Below are 20,682 nucleotides of genomic sequence, written 5' to 3' on the forward strand. Positions count from 1 at the left end.
AAGTTGTTGAAAAGTTTGCGTAATGCAGGTTTTTAATGACTCCACTAAATTGTTTTTAGCCAACAGGTATATCGCTATGTTGAAACAACTTTCCGTCGCGGCCGCTCTGGTCGCGGTCGCCTTGAATTCAACCCTGGTCGTTGCCGCCGATGACGCGCGCACCGCCATTAACATCAAGGCCGACATCCCGACCAAGCAGTTCCATGCGCAGCCACGGGACCCGAACTTCGGTAAAGACGAAACCATGAACTACAACCCGGTGAGCGGTGAACTGAGTTCCCTGCGCGCCACGTTCGATGTGAAAAACACCGACGGTTCGGTGCATGCCTACATCGAAGGCGGCCCGTCTTCGGCAGCGCTGTACAACGGTTCCAACAGCATTGCGCTGACCAACACCTTCAACGGCGTCACCCTGACTGGCACCCCGCAGGAAGTGGTGGACGACCCTCAATCCACCCCGGGCACCCAGGCCGACCTGGTGATCACTCCGGCCAAGCCGACAGACACCCAGAATGGCCTGTACACCGCCAGTTACACGGTGATCTTCGACGCCGTGCCGCGTACGCCGAATCCGTAACCGACGCGGAGCACCCCTGGCCCCGTGATCGCGACGATCACGCGGGCATTGACCCAAGGTCGGTCGCCGGCAATGGCTGCCGACCTTGTCAAGCAGCCCTGACTGTGCGTATTTACGAGTATTCCGTTCATGTTTTCGAAGACGCCTATTGCGGGCGCGCTGGCGCTATTGATGTGCGCCGGCGCCCTGGCCGCGCCGACAGCGCCTGGCACGACGCCGGGCAGTTTGCTGTCACAGTCCAAGGGATTGCCAAACGATTTCGAAGAGCACTTTTTTGACGTGCCCTTGGCCGTGCGCGTGGAACTGGACCAACAGTTTCTCGGCGAGGCCATGATTGTGCTGGATCGCAATGACCGTATTACCTTGCTGGAATTCACAGACGCCAACGATAGTCCCTTCGCGGCTTCAGAACGGGCCAAGTGGCAGCAACTCCTGCAACAGGGAATGACCCTTGGAAGTTGCGAAAGAAGTTGCCCAGAGCAACTCCTGGCGATGCACTACAGCCTGGAAAACTCATTGGTCTCGATCCTCACCGAGAACGTCGAGCGCACCACGCAGACCAAGCGTTATTACGACCAGCCGGAAGCCGGAAGCCTGGGTCTGATCGTCAATAACCAATTGAACCTCAATGGTGGGCAGGATGAAGCGTTGGGCGGCCGTTATGGCCTGGAAGCCAGCGCCAGCGTCGGCAATTGGACCCAGGCACTGAACCTGCAACTGTCGCGTTTCGGCGGCACCGATACCACGCTGTACCACGCCGTGCATGAGCTTTACAGCCAGCGTGAAATGGAAGGCAACTTCCTGCGCCTGGGTTACTTCACCCCTGGCTCCGATGGCCTCACGCGGCAGGTCCGCTCATTCGGCGCCAACCCCGACACCGCCGTGGGCCTGATGTACGGCAGCTCCGACAGCCTGCTGATCAACAACCCCAAGCCCAGCGTGTACCCGATTTACGTCACCGCCAGCCGCCAGGCGTCGGTAGAGATCTACCGTAATGGCCTGTTGATCAATAGCCAGCCGGTGGCGGCGGGGTTGCAGACCCTCGACACACGCTCGCTGCCGGGGGGCATCTATGAAGTAGAGGTGCGCCTGATCGAAGACGGGCTGACCACGGCCACCACCCAGGAACTGGTGTACAAACCCAACAACTGGCGCAATGCCGACGAACGCTGGCGCTATAACACCTTCGTCGGTCGGGAAACCAAGCTGCTCAGTAACTGGGACGAACAAGCCACCGGGTTCATGACCTACGGCGCCAGCGCCAACTACCTGGCCCATCCACGGGTAATCCTGGGCCTGTCCACGCGCAAAGTGCGCGAGAAGATGCAATACGGCACGTCCATCGACTGGACCCTGGCCAACAGCACCAGCCTCTACGCCAACGTCTACCAGACCCAGGACCATGGCACCGGCCTGGATATGCAAGGCCTCTACAGCTACGGGCACGGCAGCGTGGTACTCAGCCACAACCGCAGTTGGCTGGACACCCGCCGCACCTACGAGATCCTCCCCGACGGCACACGGCTGCGGCCGCGGACCGCCTTTATCGGCCAGACCAGCAACTCGTCGCTGTCGATCAACCATCGATTGAGCAACAAGAGTTCGATCAACTCGCGCCTGTCCTACAGCCAGGGCAACGTCGAAGGGGTCGGCCTGGACCTGGGTTGGAACCAGCGCGGCAAGCTTCTTGGCAGCGATGCCAACTGGCGCTTTTCGGTGTTTGATCGCCCGGCCACCTCCAGCACCGGCGACAAACGCAACGTGGGCGTCGACGTGAGCGTCAGCCTGGCCCTGGGCGGGCCCAACGAGCAATGGTCCGCCAGCCTCGGCACGCGCACCGCCCGTGATGGCAGCCGCGACAACAATGGCTCGCTGACCTACCAGCGCACCCTGGACGATCACATGCTGCAAAGCGTGTCGGCCACGGCGATTGCCGATACTTACGGCGTCGGGTTGTCCGGTCGCACCAGCTTCCAGACCGATGCGCTGTACGGCGATGCCTTTGCCCAGCGTTCCTCCTTCAACAACAAGATCACCGGTGGCTTGAACCTGAGCAGTACCGTCGCGGTGGGCGGGCAGAAAGTTGCCCTGAGCAGCCAGCCCCAAGGCCACGGCGCCGGGATGATCGTGGATGTGGAGACCGACCTGGACGACATCACCCTGCGCGCCGATGACCTTACCGGCGGCAGCAGCACCCTGCGGCCGGGGCGCAACTTCGTGCCCATCACCGCCTACAAGAACAGCACCCTGAGTTTCGACTTCGAGGGCAACCATCCACCAGCGGCCAACATTCAGCCGGCGCGGTCCAGCTACCACTTGAACAAGGGCGGGGTGGGCTACCGCAAGATCAGCGTGATGAAAACCGTCACGGTGCTCGGTCGCCTGCTGGATGCCCAGGGCCGGCCGCTCAAGGGGCACCACGTGATCAATCACGCCAGTCGCGGTGTCAGCGAGGTCGACGGGTTCTTCTCCATGGAGATGAACGCCAGCTCGCCCACCCTGGAAGTGCGCTACGCCAACCAGTTGCTCTGCCAGTTCCGCCTTGACCCCAGCCAGGCGCGCCAGGAGAGCGATGTGCTGATGATCGGTGATCTGCGCTGTACCCCCGACACCCTGGCTGAGGCCACCCTGGGGACGGCAACAGCGGGTTGAATAGTTCCTGGATAAACGGCCGCGTTTGGCCGCTTGCAAAACATGAGGTTGTGGCATGAAACGTTTTTGGTTGTTATGCGTATGTCTTTTCTCCCTGGGGGCCCAGGCGGGCCCGCAGATCAACGTAGGCGTGGTCTACGACTACCTGGAGGCGGGTAAGAGCACCTATATGAAACGGGTGTTCAATGGCGGCACCTCCACGGCATTCGTCAGGGTCAACATCCTGGAAATGATCTACGACGCCGATGGCTCCTACCGTGAAGTACCGTTGCAGAACCAGCCCGGGGCCGCTGCGCGCGATGGCCTGATGGCCAGCCCGGCGCGGCTGATCGTACCGGCCAACGGCACCCAGGGCACGCGCCTGCTGTTCATGGGCAACCGTGACAAGGAACGCTACTTCCGCGTGCGCTTCGTACCGGTGGTGCCCGAGACCGAAGACGAGTTCGCCGTCACCGAAGAAGAGCGCAAGCAATACAAAGACAGCCTGGCCGCTGGCGTACGCGTGCTGGCCGGTTACGGCACGGTATTTTTCGTACGCCCCAGCAACGTGCGGTTTGACACCCAGGTGCGTGACGAAGGCAAGCGCTACACCTTGGTCAACAAGGGCAACAGTGTCGTGGTGGTCGATGAATTCAAGGACTGCTCGGCGGCCAATACCCTGGAATGCCGGCCGACGGTCAAGCACCACATCATGGCCGGTCGTTCCTATGGATTCGATAAAGAGCCTGGCCGCTCCTACCGCTTCAGCCTGATCGAAGGCAGCGAGAAAAAACCGATGGAGGTCAAGGGGTGATCACACTCTTCAAGACGCTGGCATTCGCCTCGCTCAGTGCTATTTGCGTGTTGCCCTCGGCCCGGGCTGCGGTAGAGCGGGAAACCTTCGAGGTGTTCGTGGAGATTCCCACAGCCCAGTTTTATGTGCTGCCGGTGGACCCGATGCTGGTGCATCGCGAGCAGACACTGGACTACAACCCGATATCGGCGCAACTGAGCCCGCTGCGTGCGCAGTTCGATGTCAAAAACATCAGCGGCTCGATTGGCGCGCGGTTGGATGCCGAACCATTTCTGTACAACGGCAAAGACCGTATCGACCTGCGTGTGACTTTCAACCAGCAGGTGCTGGGGCTGGCGTCCACTGAGGTAGTGTCCAGCGCCGACGCCGCGCCGGGCAAGCGGGTGGCCCTGGAAATCGCAGCGATCAAACCGGCGGATGAGTACGCGCCGGGCAACTACTACGGCACGGTGCACATGGTGTTCGATGCCATTGCGCCAGGAGTGAACTGATGGCCTTTTTACGCGCCAGGCACTGGGCCTGCGTCCTTATTCTAATGTGGGTATCGGGTGCGGCCCAGGCCGGCACCGCTGAGGTTCGGGCCAAGTTTCGTCCCGACCCCAGCAACCCTATGGTCAACCGTTTTACCAACGTCACCCCCAGCACCGGGTTCTGCCAGCATTTTGCTTATTATTGTGATCCCAGGGGCTGGTTCAGTTTGAACTTGCCCGTGGGGGTGATAACGGGGGCGCCGGTTGCCGCTAACCATGACGATCCGCGCCAGGGGGTTTACCTGAAGATACCGTCTGAATGGCGAACCGTCTCGGTTAACAACGATAAAGGTGATACCGGCGAACTTGAGGTACGTATCTCGGGAATTGGCGGTTGGGCCCGTCATGGCGGGGACGTCATGCAGATCACCAATGGTGGCGGCTATGAAGCGTTATGGAGCAGTGGTCGCTGGCATAAAGCGCCGGCACCGTGCCTGCCCACGGGGGTGCTCAATGGCACCAGTTACCAGGTTCAATGGCTCTGGCTAGTGCCGGAATACGCCGGAGCCTGCGTCACTCAGGCCTTGTTTAATCTGCCTGTTTTTTATTACGCCAGCCTGTACTTTACCTATGAACTGCGTACCCCCAACCCACTGAGCATGCCAGCGGGAACCTACCATGGGCAGATGCTTTACACTGTGGGCCCTGGCATGGACTTCGACTTTGGCGACATCACCCTGGCCAACGACAATACCTTCCTGGTTAATTTCGAGCTGGATGTCGACCACATCTTCAAAGTCGAAGTGCCTCCCGGCGGCAACCGCGTGCAGTTGGAGCCCCAGGGAGGTTGGCAGGCCTGGCTGCAGAACGGGCGCAAACCGACCCGTCTGTACCGCGACCAAACCGTCAACCTGTGGACCAGTACCCACTTCAAGATGACCCTGGAATGCGGCGTGCCGATGGGCAATACCTGCAGCGTAAGCAATGGTACGCACCAGGTGCCGCTGGACCTTGCGGTCACGTTACCGGCAGGCTTGAGCGACGCTGCCGGGCGCCCGGTCAATCACCTGCCTCTGCGCCTGGACGGCAGCGGCAGCGAACGTTTCCAACCCAATCGTTACATCGACCGCAAACCCAGTACCCTGCACTTTGCAGTCCAGGCCGACGCAGTCGCGCAGATGCTCGAGCAGGGCAGCGGCACCACTTATTCCGGCACGGCCACGGTGGTCTGGGACTCCGAGATCTGAAGCGTGGGCTCAAGCGCCGGCGGGGGCGACTGGCGGTGGACAGCTACTGGTCCGGGGCATGACAACTGATCGGGGTTATCAGACAAAACGCGGGTTAGGTCACAAAGCCTGGGGGCGTGAGGTGAGGCAAGCGTAGTAACTGTCTACGTCGGTAAGGCGCAAGCAAGGAGCTAGCGTGTGCGGCTTTACTCGACGGAGATACCCGGATGACCATGACTGCCAGCGCCCGACGCCAGGCCCATATCGAACAGATCGAAACCTTGTTCAGTGACCCACCGTCATTGCTGGCGGTGGCCCAGGACAGTGCCCAGGCCTATCTGGACCAGCATTTTGCGGCGCGTAATGAGCGCGCCGGAGCGCTGCACCTCGTGACGCCAGAAGCCTCACCCTGCGCGGGGGCTTGGCGTTATGTCTCATTGGCGCAGTTGCTGGTGGAGCGCCTGGCGTCTGCGCGGCCGATGTTGCTGGTAGAAGCGTGCCACCAAGTGGTTCGACGCGTACGCGAAGTGTTTGAGCCGGGCGGGCTGAGCCTCGCCGAGCTGGAGGTGTTGATCAATGAATGCGGCGCCTTGCTGCTGGAGGCTTTTGCCCAGCGGCTGCAGGCGTGGTGGCACGAGGCAATGCCCGTAGACATGGTGCGCTGGGGGTATTTGTCCGATGAGTTGCTGGCGTTGCTCTACGACGCACAAACGCCGCCCGGCATGAGCCAGGCGCGCGTTGCGCAGCTGTTTCCCAAGGCGCTGTTGCGCCCGAACCGGCCAGACCGCCAATGGAGCCTGGACAGCCCGACGCTACGGGTGCAGACCGTGCACCTGTCGCAGCAAAACCAGGTGCGCACACTGCCCTGGCTGGTGCTTGACCGAACGCTGCCGCAAGGTGGTTCATGCTTGCTGCTCTACAGCCCGGCGTCGGGGATAACGCCCATCGAGCGCATGGACGATATCGGGGTGCTGCTAGTGGGGCAGGTGGACCCGTTGCCGACCGGGCAGGTTGCGCACTGGTTCGTCCGGCCTGTGGAGGGTGACCCTTTCGATGCCTTGGCGGCCAGCTTCCTGGAGTGTCAATTGCGCGACATCGACCGTATCAACCGCTTGGTGCCGCGTACGCCCTTGACCTTGCAGCAATTGCTGGACGCTATCATTGACCCCCTCGGCTGGTTTGTCGCGCAACTGAGTCCGTATCAGCAGCGATTGCGCGCCGCCTTGCCGCTGTGGTTGAGCCAGGCCGATGCCACCGACAGCGCGGCCTTTGCACAGTTGCTGCGCGGCTGGGCGCTGATCGGGCACGATGACGGGGCGCAAGACTATCTGGACGGCATCCCGTCCATTGAGCAATTCGCCGATGAGCAATTGCGGGCGTGTTTGAAGCAGCATCCAGCGACGGCCGAACTGAAACCACACGAAATCAGTATCAGGTTTGATCGCGTGATCGCCGCCGCCGTACCGGTGCCGGGCGGTTTCATCGCCGGTGAAGTCGAACCGGTCACGGTGACCCTGGTGCAACTGGCCCTGGAAAATCTCGCCGGGTTTCCCCATACCCCCAGGGCAATCACCCTCAAGGGCGAAAACGCCCCGGCGTGGCTGACTTACCGCCTGCTCGGCACCTGCATCGAACAGGTTGATATCGGGCAGTTCTATCCCCAGTTGCTTAGACGCAAGCTGGTGGACGATGCCACTGAAGCCGCTCGCCGCCAGCGTCTGTTCAGCCGGCAACTGCGTAATCAATTGCCGCTGCTTGCCCTGGAATACAAGGCCAGGGGGCTGCAGGGGCTGACCCGCAGCGGGTTCCTGTGCCTGCAGGCCGCGTTGCAAGCCACCCCGGCGGAACGTCTGCTCGACGGAAAAGCCATGGCCCTGTGGCCGCTGGCGTTCCAGGCTGCGCCCGATCAGGCTGCGGATGTGGTTGCCAACCAGTTCATCATCGGGCCACAGGCCGGGGATGATGGGCCGCACCTGTTGTACCGGCCGCTGCTGAGCCCGATGTTGCAAGAGTATGAAAACCTGGCAGCGTTGTTCGAGGCGATCAAGGCACCGGGCGAGCTGCAAGAGCAGGCACTCATCTGGATGGAGCCCCGGCGCCAGGCGGTGTACGCCAACGGTGGTTTCAGCGAGCCGCATATCCGCCATTTTCTACCGTCGGATGAGTTTGCGGTCTACACCAAGCCGGGGCCCGCGCAATTGCACAAGCACGTGGCCCCCGGTGACCCGACGCAGCAGGTGTTCATGGCCACTGCCGACGCGCTGGTGGCGTTGGCCGACCGCCAGTCCCAGTCCAATGCCGAGCAGCGTTGGGCCAGTCTGAAGACGATCGGTTGGTTGCTGTTTACCAACCTGCTGCCATTCCTGCGCGGGCCGATGGCACTGGCGGGCTGGATGTTGCAACTGGCAGATAGCGTGCAACATGACCTTGAGAGCGTGCGCAGTACCGACCCGCAGGCGCGAGCAGCTGCAGTCACTGACATGCTCGTAAACCTGGTAGCGGTGCTGGCGCATCAGGCCGCACCCCATGACTTGCAGCGTCACCTGGACCTCGAACACCCGGCGTTCGCGCCATTGGCACGTGCCGAACCTGTGGCTGTCGCGCCAGTGCGGGTTGATGCGCCGGTGGCGTTCAGCGCGCCGCTGGGGTGGGCCAATGCCCGGGATACCTTGACCCCGGCCATGCAGGCGCGGTTGACAGCCTTGAGCCTCATGCTGCCGCCCGCCGCCGAGTCGCTGGACCTTGTCGAGTCCAGCGGCCCCATGCAAGGCCTGGTAAAGGTCTCTTCCGCCACGCCGCCGCAGTGGCGGGCGCGGGTGCGTGGGCATGTCTACCGGGTGCAGATCCAGCAGGGGCGGGTGCGGGTGGTCAGCGCCACCGGTGAGGTCCAGGGGCCATGGCTCAAGCACCTCGGTGAGGGGCGTTGGGACGTCGATCTTGGTCTGCACCTGCGTGGCGGCGCAGCCGACTCGATGCTGCAGGAGGCACGCCAGGCAGCGAGCACACTCAAGGATGCCCTGACTGAAGATTACCAACAGGCACGCCTGGCCCAGGCGCGCGCGCGCCGTGCGATGGCGGTCGCCCGCGTCGTCATCGAACAGCCCGTGGGCGCGATTGCCGAGCAACGTCGCATCGAAGCCAGCCGGCACTATCAACAGGAGGCTGAAAAAGCGCTGGGTCATGCCCAGCGGGAATTGCAGTGCCTGCGCGCATTGCGTGACCTGGCGCCGCGTCCGCATTATGAGCAAGAACTGTGCGAGGCTCTGGAGTCGGTGATACTGAGCACGCAACTGCTCGGTTCCCTGTCACGCGAGCACATGGTCGTGACCAACGCACAGCTCGATCCGGTGCTCAAGGTACTGGAGGACGAAACCGAGGATGAGGCCCAATCGGACATCAATCGCCAGGCCCATTCAACCCTTGGGCAGGGCCTGCGTGAACTGGCAAGGATTCAGGAAAACGCCATTCGCTGGCGGACCCTGGAGGATCGCTACCTCGACGAACTACGGCAAGTTCCCAAGCAGGGTCGCACCAAGGCCGAGGCGCTCACGGCAGCCTTGCCCGCACGGCCGTCGGTCCAGGATCTGCAGGCCCTGCAATTTACCACCTTGTGGGGCATTGCCATTGATGTGGCGGGGCCACCGCTGGAGGACGGGTTTTTTGACAGCGTGAGCGAAACCATCAATCGAGCCCGCCGGGCTAACCGTTCCATGGCGGACTTGCGTCACCTTCAGGTCACTGACCAGGAACGCATTGATTTGTTGCAGAGCATTGACCGGGTGTACGCGCAAACCGACGATCAAATCGAATTCTGGCGGGCAATGGAGCCGGACAAGTTTAATGTGGAGTACCTGCAACAACTCCAGGCGTTACTGACAGACCTGCATCTGCACATCGAACGTCAGTTGAACGAGCTGCAACAAGGGGAGGTGCCGGCCGCACCCAAGACCAAGCCTGCCCCGCCGGTACCTGGGGCGCGGCGCAAGAAAATCATCCGCACGCGAAATCGCGACCTGTATGTGGCGCAACTGAGTGAAGCGCCAGGGCTGCCGGGCGGCGAAACCGCCGAGCTGCAGGACCCCTCGGGTGCGGTCATCGCAGCGTTCACCGAAGCCGAGGATGGGGTGTGGGATGCCCAGCCACCCCCCTCGCGGCGGCGCCCCAATCGTGAACTGAGCAGCCTGATGGAGAAGGGCGAAGACTTGCTGGCCAATGACGAAAAAGCCATCCGGAACGTGGAGAAGATGATCGAATCCGTCAATGAACCGGCGAGCCTGCAGCACCTGCTCGAGTCACAGGCTATCAGTCGGCGATGGGTGGCCGAGGACATCCGCAAGAAATTGAGCATGCTTGACACCGCACGGTTAGCGGTGGTGCAACAGGCTAAAGCCGAGGCCATGGTCAGCCGTTTAAGTGCCGCAGTGGCGAGCCTGGAGGCGGCCGGCCTGGACGCACGGATACGCGCAAGCAAGCTGCGGCCGATCACCCCGGACACGCTGGAGTTCCTGTATAGCCACCGCGAAGTGCAGATTACCCGTCGCGGTGAGCGGGTGAAGCTCAAGAAGCACAAAAACGATTACCTGCAGGTGTACAAGGTTGCCGATGTCGCCACCGGCCGGGCGCTGTGCTTTGCCCATTTCCACTACAAGACGCAGACGCGGCAGAATGAGGCTTACGAGGCCGCTCACCTCAAGCAACCCGGGCAGGAATACCTGGGCCGCGAGGACCAGGCTGAGGTCGAAGCCGCGATGTTTGCGCGTATTCGCCGTGGGCAGACCGGCAAGTTCGAGCCCATCCCTGAGATTGAGCGCGGGAAGCTCTCGCTGGGCATGGCACGCCGGCTGTTTTTCAGCCTCGACTGAGTTCAGTGGTTGCCCGGCACAGGGTCTGGCTGCCGGGTTGCCAGGGCGGCACCAGCACCGTGCCCATACATCGGTCAGGCAATTGGAAATCCCTTCTTTTACGGCCTGGACAGGCCAGTACTCATGAAGGCAGCGTCACGGTGATCTGGGATTCAGAGGTTTAGCCACAATCTGCAGGAGCGAGCCCGGCTCCTGCAGTGGCAGCCGAGTGCGATTCAGGTGGGGGGTAAGGACGGACCGGGTTTCGTCAAGTCAAGGGGGAACTCAAGGCCTAGTCGGTTGACACGCTCCGCGACTGTTCCAATATTCGTGTTGAAGGTGCCGTCGGCGTTCACGTATTGCGTCCAGGATGGCGGGTGAATGCCACGATCGATGGCGAATTTCCAGACTGCGTCTGCGTTCTGGTTTACCGGTTTAAGGGCCAACTGATACCAGTCTTGAAAATGCTGGTCGGTGATCCGGGTGAAATAACCGCCGGATAGGCTCGTCAGTCTTGCCTTGCGGGCCTCGCCAACTTTGTTCAGCTTGCCCCAGGCGACGAACTCGCTCCAACGATCTGGGTGAATGCCATGTGTTTTTATAAATGCATCCGCCGCTTCTTTGGTCGTCTGCTCCATGTTTACCCATTTCATGAACAGATCGTCTGACAGGTGTGTAGTGCCCTCAGGGTTGAGTCGTGCCAAGCCTCGTTTAGTTATTTCGCCGCCTGACCTGACGAATTTGTTCCATGTTTTCAACGGGATATTGCGACTTGTGAAAAAAACAGCCGGGTTCAGAGCGGCCTGTGGGGTGGAGGACGCCGCATCGGCTTTGACGTATGCGTCCCATTCCCTGAGTGCTTGGGCGAGCTGACTGTCGGTTTTTGGCCCGGCGCCGGGCAGGCGTTGCCAGGTGTCCAGCTCCCAGAATTTGTTCGGCAGGCGCCGCAACCGAAACGGGGTCACGCCTCCAGCGGGTGTGAGTACCGGCGCGACCAAGCCATTGCTGTCATAGAGGTTGAACGCATTCTGAATACGGAACACCTGCTCTTTGCCCTTTGCGCCGACGCTGCGTACCAGGTAGGTACTGGGCGAACCGGGGACGCGATAGATGCCTGTGCCTTCTGCCAGTTCTGCACCGGCCGGGATGCCGCCTTTCACCACCAGGCGGGCGCTTTCTTGCAGAAAGTCGTTCTGGTATTTCAGCAGGTCCGGACGCAGTGTGTTTCTCCCTGGCCGCAGTAGCATGGACAGCGGCTTGATACCCAGGCCTGTTGTTCGCGTTACCCCGGCAACCGTAGTGGTGACTCTTGCGACTTCAAACAGCGTTTGCGCACGTGACCCGCGACGCACGACGAGCCCTGCCACGGTTTGTCCAAGGCTGCGAAGGGTATGGACCGTCGTGCGCCCCACCCGACCGACAAACCTGGCGGCCGAAGAGGCCAACTGGCCGCTCCAGGGGAAACCGCCCAGCACGCTCAGCGCTACGTCCACGCCGAACAGTACCTTGTTGAGGGTCGACTGGGCCTCCAATTCTTCGTTGGTCAAGCTTTCAGTGTCGGCTTTGTCCAGCAGGTACAGGTAGTTCTGCCGGTACAGCCCGACCAATACATCGCCTCGATGCGCGGCCAGACGATGATTGAGCAAGCGTGTATCGGCGGGCAGGCGTGCGCGAAGATAATCCAGCCAGGCCGGCCCTCGCATCAGTTGTACCAGCTCGGCCTCGTCGGCGAGTTCCCTGAGTTCCACACCGTCGGGTGCATTCGGGGTATACAGCACCCGCATGTCATCGGCGTCAGTGGAGAGAATCAGCACGCCATTCACGGTCTGCCCGCCTAATCCTTCGGGCGCGTTACTGGCCGGGTTGAACATCAGCGCGTTGGCGATCACTGCCTGCCCGTCGACCCGTGGCCGTGTCGCGGGGGATGGCGAGGCGAGCACCGCCTCCACCCAAGCGGCCGCTTTCTTTTGCCCGGAGTCACCGGGCATTTGGCTGCGGTAGATATCAGGATTCAACCGGGCCGCAAGGGCCGCGTAGTCCAGGACAGCTGCCTGGCATGCGATCCAGGCTTGTTTCAAGGCCTGGGCCTCGGCTGTCGTAGCCTGAGGGGCGAGGTATTTTTCGAGCACGTTTTGTTCGTACTGCTGGCCAACATCCAGGTCCTTGAGCCACTGCTCAAGACGTTCTTTCTCCAAGGTGATGATGGTCCCCTTGGCATCGCGCACCCATTCTCCCTGGGCGGTGGTCAGTTCGGCATTCAACAGCTCGCCTTCTTTCCAGTTGAAGCCCATTTGCCACGGTTTGGTGTTTTTCAACAGCAGGTTGGTCAGGCTCATCTTGCTGCTCTTGACCTCTTCATGCACAGACCCAAAGCCGGCACCGGATGAAATCCTTATTCGGGTAGTACGGACGACTGTTATTTTGTCCGGGTCGATGCCCTGCGCGGGATAGCCCTGGCCTTTTTCGACCAGCAAGGCGCGAATTTTTGGCAGTACCTGTTGCTTGGCATACTCGGCCAATGTGGGGATCAGCGCTTGCCATTGTTTGGCCAGTTCATCCTGTTTGGCCAGGGTGGTGTCGGCTTGATCTTGCAGAGCCTTCTGGTCCGCCGCGCTCAAGCGCTTTTCCCAGTCCGGCCGCCAGTGTTCTATCAGCAGCCGGTTGCGCGCCAGGAACGGTCCGGCCATATCCACCAGTTCCGCCAGCTCCACGCGGCCATTTTTTTCGCTGTCCGAGCCATTCTCAGTCAGGCCCAGAATGGTTTCGATGTCAGAGAGCTGTTTGTCGAGCAAGGCCTGGATGCTGTCTGCCACAAAATCGTCTGCGATCGGCGCGAATATGCGACTCAAGTCATCGCCCCACAATCCGGTTTTTCCATGCTGACCCAACAGCGGTAGGCCGCTGGTAAACAATCTGCCGGCGTCTTCGCCGGCATTGATGCGGGCTTTGAGTGTGTCATGCAGAGCTTGCAGGGATGCACACTCTTCAAAGCCCATGTTCGGGGTATATAACACTACCGCGCCAACGCCCGCTGTTTGGGTACTCAGGTTTTTGTGCCCTTGGGGCCAATGAGGAGTGACCGGGCTGGAACCGTCATTGAAGGTCAGGACGAAGCTGCCGGCCATGCGCGCCACTTCGTTGCGGACGGTGGCTACGGTCAATTGATAGACGCCGGGACGGTTGCCATGACTGAAGCTCGCTTCGCGCCGCGCCTGAGTCGGGTAGCGCAGCACACGGTCAATCAGCAATTTGGCCTGCGGGCTCAGGGTATTGTCGGCCACGCGCAGGCGTGCCTGTACCTCCAGGGTTTGGCGCTGGATATCAATCAGCCGGACCTGTGGGCAGACCAGCTCGGGTGCCATTGGCGTACGCCAGTAAGTGGTGACCCGTTCGGCCAATCGTGTTTTCAGCTTGTGAGCCAGGTCCGACAGTGTGCCGGTCTGGTTCAGTTGGTCGGTTTCGCTGAACGCGGTCGCGCTGCGAAAGACACTTTCGGCGAAGGTCTCGACCAGGTTGGCGTCATCTTCTTGAGTGGCGTGATCCTCATCCGTTTCCACTGCAGTGTTGTCCCAAAGCAATAAGGCACACACCGCCTCGAGTAATGGGCGGGAAGATTCAAAATGGCGTGCGCCCTTGCTGTCGATGCGGTAGCGGTTGACATACAGGCTGTCCAGCCCTGTATCGTCAGGCAATTGTGCAAAGGTCTCCTTGAGCAGTGACGTCAGCACAGTGCCCAGCGAGGGATGTTTGTGCTTTTCCAGGACCTGGTCCAGCTGTTGGTTGAGCGAGTTCCACTGCTGTATCAGACGCGTTTGTTGCGCAGTGTCGGGCAGGGTGAGCGGGACGGGAGATGCCTGTGTCAAGTCAGGCTGCACAGGCAGGCGGGCGATCAAGCCCGGGTTGCCCTTGAGCGGCAGTGCCAGCGTGGCGCGTACGCTGGCTGCCAGGGTCTCGAACGTGGTGTGGGGCATATCGAAGGCCCGGTCGATATCGGCCTCTTGCTGGATGCGCCGAGCGTGCAGACACGCACTGAATACCTGCCCGGTGATCGGCGCATAGGTCAATTTCTGCTCATTGCGTAACACGTTCCTGGCGCGGGCGTGTTCCTTGGCGGCAATGTTGGCGAACAGCAGGTCTCTTTCGGCGCTTCTCACCAGGCGTAGACGCAAGGCATTTTCCATGGACGAGAAATTCTCGAAAAATTCACCCCCCCATTGTGGGGTATACAGGACGGTCGGTCTGGCCCCATGCAGTTGCTCGGTGAGCACGAAGCAGCCGTTGAGCGTCGTGGTCCAGTCAGGCGGGCTCGTAGCGTTCAGCGCAATACTGAGTGTGAGCGGCGGTGTGGCGTTGTTCTTGGTTTCATGGAGTACGCGGTTTTCGATCAATTGCCGGCCTTCGATCAGCACCTGCAGGTGTGACTTGGCTGTGGCCACAGCCGCTTGAACCTGAGTATCTTCAGGCGCTTTCTTCAGATTCTGCTCGGCCTTTTCGACCTGTTGCCATGCATCATGCAGCTTCAGGTCCGCCTCCAGCGTAAATACCTCACGCTGCTTTTGACTCACGGCCGCCAGGACGCTCAGGGCACCGGTGCTTGCGTGGGGCGACGACCAGAACGTCTTGAGTGTGTTCACGTAGAGCGTCTGGCTGTTGAGTTGCAGGTCGCTGATCAACTGACTGACTGCCGAGATTTCCAACGCGGCCAGTTCGGTGTCACGTCCGGTGCCATGGGCAGTTGGATAGAACCCGGCGGCTTGACTGACGCTACCGGTTTGCGGCTCTTTGGCCAGCTCGGTCGGCAGGTTTTGGGTGGCAATCGTTTCTTGCAGCAGCTGTGTCAGGTTACGTGTCCGGGTAATGCGAGGTGCGCTGCCTTGCTCTGTCTGCGAGGGAATCTCGTACTCGTTGAGATAAACCGTATCGGGATTCGGCGGGTTGGCGGGTGCCAGTTTCGCTAATCCCTGGCGCAGTTCGGTGGCCATGACGGTCGCCAAGTCCGGCTGGGCGTCCAGCAGGTGCTCGATGGCGGTGATACGGATAGGCAAGCGGCGTAGCAGGTCCTCGGTAGAGGTCTGGGGTTGTGTAGGCATAGCCTGGGTGTCCTGTAGCGATAAGGTTATCCATACAGAGCAGGTCTCTGCATGCGAATGCCCACACTATTGGCCGCCGAGGGAATGACGGGCCTACATAACCACTACATGTCTGTTTCGCCCAGGCATGTCGCGCGGTGGCCTTTGAATCAGTGAGTAGCGGCCAGGCACATGGTGGGACTCCCCGGTTGTAATAACGGATTGAGCAGCGGTGCCATGCCTTTGAGCACCTGCACCGGCAGCGCCGACGTGAACGTGAACTGTTGAGCGGAGGCGCCCGGCACAAAGGCGGTCAGGGTGCCGAAATGATGTTCGCCGATGTAGAACACAAAGGTGGCCGTGCGGTTGATCGACTTGGAACTGAGGATCCGCCCGCCAGCACCGATGGCTTCGATGCGATTGTCGCCGGTGCCGGTCTTGCCGCCCATGGCCAGTGGCGTGCCGTCGGCCAGCTTGAAACTGCCGGCCACGCGTTTGGCGGTGCCGGCATCCACCACCTGGGACAAGGCGCCGCGCAGGGCTCTGGCGACCTCGACCGGGATCACCTGCTTGCCCGGCGCCGGGTCGTTGACGACGCGTGTTTCGTAAGGCGTGCCGGCGGCAAACAACAGGCTGTCGATACGCAGCACCCTGGGGCGCACACCATCGTTGAGGATAATCCCCATCAGCTCCGCCAAGGCTGCCGGGCGATCGCCAGAGCTGCCGATCGCCGTCGCCAGGGATGGCACCAGGTGATCGAAGGGGTAGCCCACGGCCTGCCAGCGCTGATGAATGTCGAGGAAGGCCTCGATCTCCAACATGGTGCGGATGCGACTGTCCCGCGCACTCTGGTGGCGGCTCTTGAACAACCAGCTGTACACCTCCTGGCGTTCGAACTGACTGGCCTTGACCACCTCGCTGAACGTCGCCTCGGGATGGTTGAGCAAGTAGCCGAGCAACCACAGGTCCAGCGGGTGCACCTTGGCGATATAGCCTTGGTCGGGCAGGTCGTAGGTGCCGGGGCCGTAGTCCTTGTAGAGTTTTTGCAGGCGTTCGTCGGTGAGTTTTTCGTGGGTCTTGATGCCGGCCAGGTGTGAGCGCACGAACAGGTTGAAGCTCGCCTGGCTGGCGTCGGGCAACAGGTAGCGGTGCACGGCGGCCAGGCGGATCGGCGTGGGGCGCAGGCTGTCGAGGAAAGTGTCGAGGCGTGCCTGGGTATCTTTCTTCTGGTACTTCTTCCAGAACTTGCGCAGGAAGGTGGTGCCTTCTCGGTCAGCGAAACCGGCGAGGTATTCCTGGCGGCGCGGGTCGCTGTCGTCCTTGAGCAACTCGGCGCTGTTGTTCTCGCCCGAATAGGTGACATAGCGCACCACGTCGCGCATCAGCCGAATAAATGGCAGGTTGATCGATTCGCGCAAGGCGTCGCGCAGGGTCGGGCTGCGGCCGTTGTCCTGGCTGCGAAAGTTATGGAAGCTGTGCAAGCCGCCGCCGGTGAAGAAGCGCTCGCCGGGGCTGGCCGAGTAGGTGCGGTCCAGCGCCGCGTCGAGCATGACGGCCAGGGATTTGTCCGGGGCCTGGATCAGGTAGTCGAGGGCCCAGCGGCTCAGGCGGTCCTGGTCGTCGACGGCGACTTTTTTCAGCGCGGCGGGCGCTTGCGCGGCGTACTTGGCGTGTAGCTCGGCGATGATTTGCAGGTAAGTGGTGAGCACCCGCAGCTTGGCGGTGGAGCCCAGCTCCAGCTTGCTGCCGTCGTTGATGTCGAAGGGCTGGTCGGTGTTGTCGGTCTGTACCCGCACCCGCGAACCGTCCGGGGTCAGTTCGAACAGGGTGAAACTGTAGCGCACCTGGGCGGTACTGGCGGGAGTGAGCAGGCGCTCGCCGATCAGGCCGATCTGGCGTGCATACTCGGGGTCGGCGAGTTGCTTGAGGTAGTCACTGACTTGGCCCTGCAACTGCGCTTGCAGGGTCGTGGTGGCGGACAGGTCCAGGCGGTCGAGGTCGTACAGCGGCCGGTCCAGTAATGCGGCCAAACGGCTGCGGGCCACACTGATGCCTTTATTGGTTTCTATCGGTTGAAGCGTGGGTTGTTGTGCCCAGTCGCGGTAAGTGACCTTGCTCGCCAGGGCGACCTTCAGCAAGTCAGGTCCGATCACGCCATTCTGGGCCAGTAGGCGTAAATGGCTGTCGGTCAGGTCGGCAAGTTCGTCCCGCCCTTTGGCGAGGTAATGGGAAGGACGACGCTGCGCGATGATCAACGACAGCACCTGACGCAACGCCAGGCCTTGCTGCGCATTCACTGGGCCGCGCAATGCCTGGTTGACCTGGTTGAAGTCGGCGCCGTACCACACCCGCAATCCCTCGGCCATGCCGTGCACTTCACCGTGCCCCGGCACCGCCGACAGCGGCACGCTGTTGAGGTAGTCGCGCACAATATCCTGCCGCGCCGGCAAGGTCTCTGGCCCATCATGGTAAGCGCGCACGGCGGCGGAAAACATCTGTCGCAGCTTTTCCCCACCCGATACGGTCAGCCCGTCTGGCGAATGGCGATATTTCTCCAATTGGGTGGCGAGGGTACTGCCGCCGGCACTCTGGCCCGGCAGGTGCAGCAGCCGGGCGACTTGCGACCAGGCTGCCTTGGCGAAGCGTGGCCAGTCCACGGCGGGGTTGGCCTGGGGTTGCGCGGGGTCGAGCAGGTCGCGGTTTTCGATGAACAGCAGGCTGTTCACGACCAGTGAGGGGATAGCCGTGAAGCTTGAGTACAACTGTTGCGGGTAGTCGTACCGATACAGCGGCACGGCGCGACAATCGGTGATGGAAAGTCCCGCCTGGATTTTTTCCGTGTAGGGCACGAACAGCCCTTTGGCGCTGTAGTCCATCAACGCGGGGGAAAACCGCGCCTGGGCTTCGATCACGTAGCCGCGCTTGAGCAAGCGCGGCAGGAATGTATCGAGGTCGCTGTAGCCCAGGCGACGATCGAATGGGCCAGCGCCGGGGTAAACGATCGCATCGCTGGGGCCGGGCCTGACGTCATAAGTCAGGTCGCGGGCCAGCCGGCTGAGTGCCTCGGCCTGCAGGTGCGAGGTGCGCATCTCCCTGGCGGCGGCAAAGCCCAGGGCGATCAGCGCCATCAGCACGATCAACCAGAACAGGCGACGCCCATGGCTCGGCCGGGGTTTACTTTCGGGTAAAGGCGCTGGGTCCGAACTGCCTTGTGGTTTCGCAGCCTTGGTCGATTCGGTTTGCCACAGTGCGCCCATAGTCGATTGATCCATTCACGCAGATTGATCGGACTTGCTTGAAGCGTAGTCGCTGGGCGCTGCTTGTGAGGGAAATGTGTTTTTCGAGTCAGAACCTTCCGATGGTTGTGGGGGCGGGCCTGCCGCGACGTTTTGCCGCTCAATGCAGGTCAGATGCTCCTGTTAAATTGCAAGATAGCGGGCACTTCCACTAAATTGCCTCGCTTTTATAGTGAAAGACCCTGCTCCCGGCTTTTTATACTGCACGCCCCGCTGATCTTGCCTGGCAAGAAGGGCCCGTCCATGAGGCGGCCCCGGTCTCGGCAAGGGTGCCGGCTTACCGGCCCGCGCCCTGGAGACTCGACGGACAATCCAATAACAAAATGAGGTTGTACCCTATGCCAGTCGGCAACCCACTGCCCCATGGCGAGACCGCTCAAGGCGGCCCGCTCAAACGCGAACTCGGTGAACGGCATATCCGCCTGATGGCGCTGGGCGCCTGCATCGGCGTCGGCCTGTTCCTCGGCTCGGCCAAGGCCATCGAAATGGCCGGCCCGGCGATCATGCTGTCGTACATCATCGGTGGCCTGGCGATCCTGGTGATCATGCGCGCCCTCGGCGAAATGGCCGTGCACAACCCGGTAGCCGGCTCCTTCAGCCGCTATGCCCAAGACTACCTCGGCCCGCTGGCGGGCTTTCTCACCGGTTGGAACTACTGGTTCCTGTGGCTGGTGACCTGCGTGGCGGAGATCACCGCCGTGGCGGTGTACATGGGCGTCTGGTTCCCGGATACGCCGCGCTGGATCTGGGCCCTGGCGGCGTTGATCAGCATGGGCACCATCAACCTGATCGCGGTCAAGGCGTTCGGTGAGTTCGAATTCTGGTTCGCCCTGATCAAGATCGTCACCATCATTGCCATGGTCATCGGCGGCGTCGGCATCATCGCCTTCGGCTTCGGCAATGACGGCGTGGCCCTGGGGATTTCCAACCTGTGGGCCCACGGCGGCTTCATGCCCAATGGCGTGCAGGGCGTGTTGATGTCATTGCAGATGGTGATGTTTGCCTACCTGGGCGTCGAGATGATCGGCCTCACCGCCGGTGAAGCGAAGAACCCGCAAAAGACCATTCCCAGCGCCATCGGCTCAGTGTTCTGGCGCATCCTGTTGTTCTACGTGGGCGCATTGTTTGTGATCCTGTCGATCTATCCGTGGAACGAGATCGGCACCCAGGGCAGCCCGTTCGTGATGACCTTCGAACGGCTCGGTATCAAGACCGCCGCGGGCATCATCAACTTCGTGGTGATCACCGCCGCGCTGTCGTCGTGCAACGGCGGCATCTTCAGCACAGGGCGCATGCTCTACAGCCTGGCGCAGAACGGCCAGGCGCCGGCCACGTTCGGCCAGACCTCCAGCAACGGCGTGCCGCGCAAGGCGTTGCTGCTGTCGATCTTTGCCTTGCTGCTAGGCGTGTTGCTCAACTACCTGGTGCCGGAAAAAGTCTTTGTGTGGGTCACCTCCATCGCCACCTTCGGTGCGATCTGGACCTGGCTGATGATCCTGCTGGCCCAGCTCAAGTTCCGCAAAGGCCTGAGCCCCGCCGAACGGGCAGGGCTCAAATACCGCATGTGGCTGTACCCGGTCAGTTCCTACCTGGCCCTGGCGTTCCTGGTGCTGGTGGTGGGCCTGATGGCGTACTTCCCGGACACCCGCGTGGCGCTGTATGTGGGGCCGGCGTTCCTGGTGCTGCTGACCGTGTTGTTCTACGTGTTCAAGCTGCAACCGCTGGACACCGCACAGGGTGCCACGCGTTCGGCGTGAC

9 protein-coding genes are annotated in these 20,682 nt (G+C 61.5%); 7 read left to right on the top strand and 2 right to left on the bottom strand.

The genetic code is table 11. The features are described from left to right. Positions 1-76 precede the first annotated feature (76 nt). From K5K89_RS06490 to K5K89_RS06515, 6 genes are all read left to right on the top strand, one after another. Entirely contained in the window at positions 77-577 is a 501-nt protein-coding gene (locus K5K89_RS06490; RefSeq protein ID WP_071488666.1) for a CS1 type fimbrial major subunit, read from the top strand. Positions 578-706: 129 nt separating this feature from the next. Continuing rightward, positions 707-3,229 carry a CS1-pili formation C-terminal domain-containing protein gene (locus tag K5K89_RS06495; RefSeq protein WP_222541061.1) on the top strand — a complete coding sequence of 841 codons (2,523 nt, stop codon included), beginning with the start codon at positions 707-709 and terminating at the stop codon, positions 3,227-3,229. A 55-nt stretch (positions 3,230-3,284) separates the two neighbouring features. Continuing rightward, entirely contained in the window at positions 3,285-4,022 is a 738-nt protein-coding gene (locus K5K89_RS06500) for a molecular chaperone (protein WP_222541062.1), read from the top strand. Then, positions 4,022-4,513, top strand: a complete 492-nt coding sequence (locus K5K89_RS06505) for a CS1 type fimbrial major subunit (protein WP_071489096.1) — start codon at positions 4,022-4,024, stop codon at positions 4,511-4,513. Before K5K89_RS06500 ends, K5K89_RS06505 begins: the two co-directional genes overlap by 1 nt. 398 nt (positions 4,514-4,911) lie before the next feature. Beyond that, positions 4,912-5,739: a hypothetical protein gene (locus tag K5K89_RS06510; RefSeq protein ID WP_257103284.1), complete on the top strand. Its 828-nt coding sequence runs from the start codon at positions 4,912-4,914 to the stop codon at positions 5,737-5,739. Positions 5,740-5,945: 206 nt separating this feature from the next. Beyond that, positions 5,946-10,580: a hypothetical protein gene (locus K5K89_RS06515; RefSeq protein WP_222541063.1), complete on the top strand. Its 4,635-nt coding sequence runs from the start codon at positions 5,946-5,948 to the stop codon at positions 10,578-10,580. Between the two features lie 215 nt (positions 10,581-10,795). Here K5K89_RS06515 and K5K89_RS06520 read toward each other — a convergent pair whose 3' ends face one another. After that, positions 10,796-15,649 (bottom strand): dermonecrotic toxin domain-containing protein, encoded by a 4,854-nt coding sequence (locus tag K5K89_RS06520; protein ID WP_222541064.1) that lies wholly within the window; start codon positions 15,647-15,649, stop codon positions 10,796-10,798. 149 nt (positions 15,650-15,798) lie between these two features. Further along, complete coding sequence (locus K5K89_RS06525; RefSeq protein ID WP_222541065.1) at positions 15,799-18,885, bottom strand: transglycosylase domain-containing protein; 3,087 nt, start codon at positions 18,883-18,885, stop codon at positions 15,799-15,801. Positions 18,886-19,262: 377 nt separating this feature from the next. Between K5K89_RS06525 and K5K89_RS06530 the strand changes: the two genes are divergently transcribed. Continuing rightward, positions 19,263-20,681, top strand: coding sequence for an amino acid permease (locus K5K89_RS06530; protein WP_071488673.1), 1,419 nt, complete (start codon positions 19,263-19,265; stop codon positions 20,679-20,681). Position 20,682: the final 1 nt, after the last annotated feature.

It is taken from the genome of Pseudomonas sp. DR208, from assembly GCF_019823005.1.
GTDB classification, from domain to species: Bacteria; Pseudomonadota; Gammaproteobacteria; order Pseudomonadales; family Pseudomonadaceae; genus Aquipseudomonas; species Aquipseudomonas extremorientalis.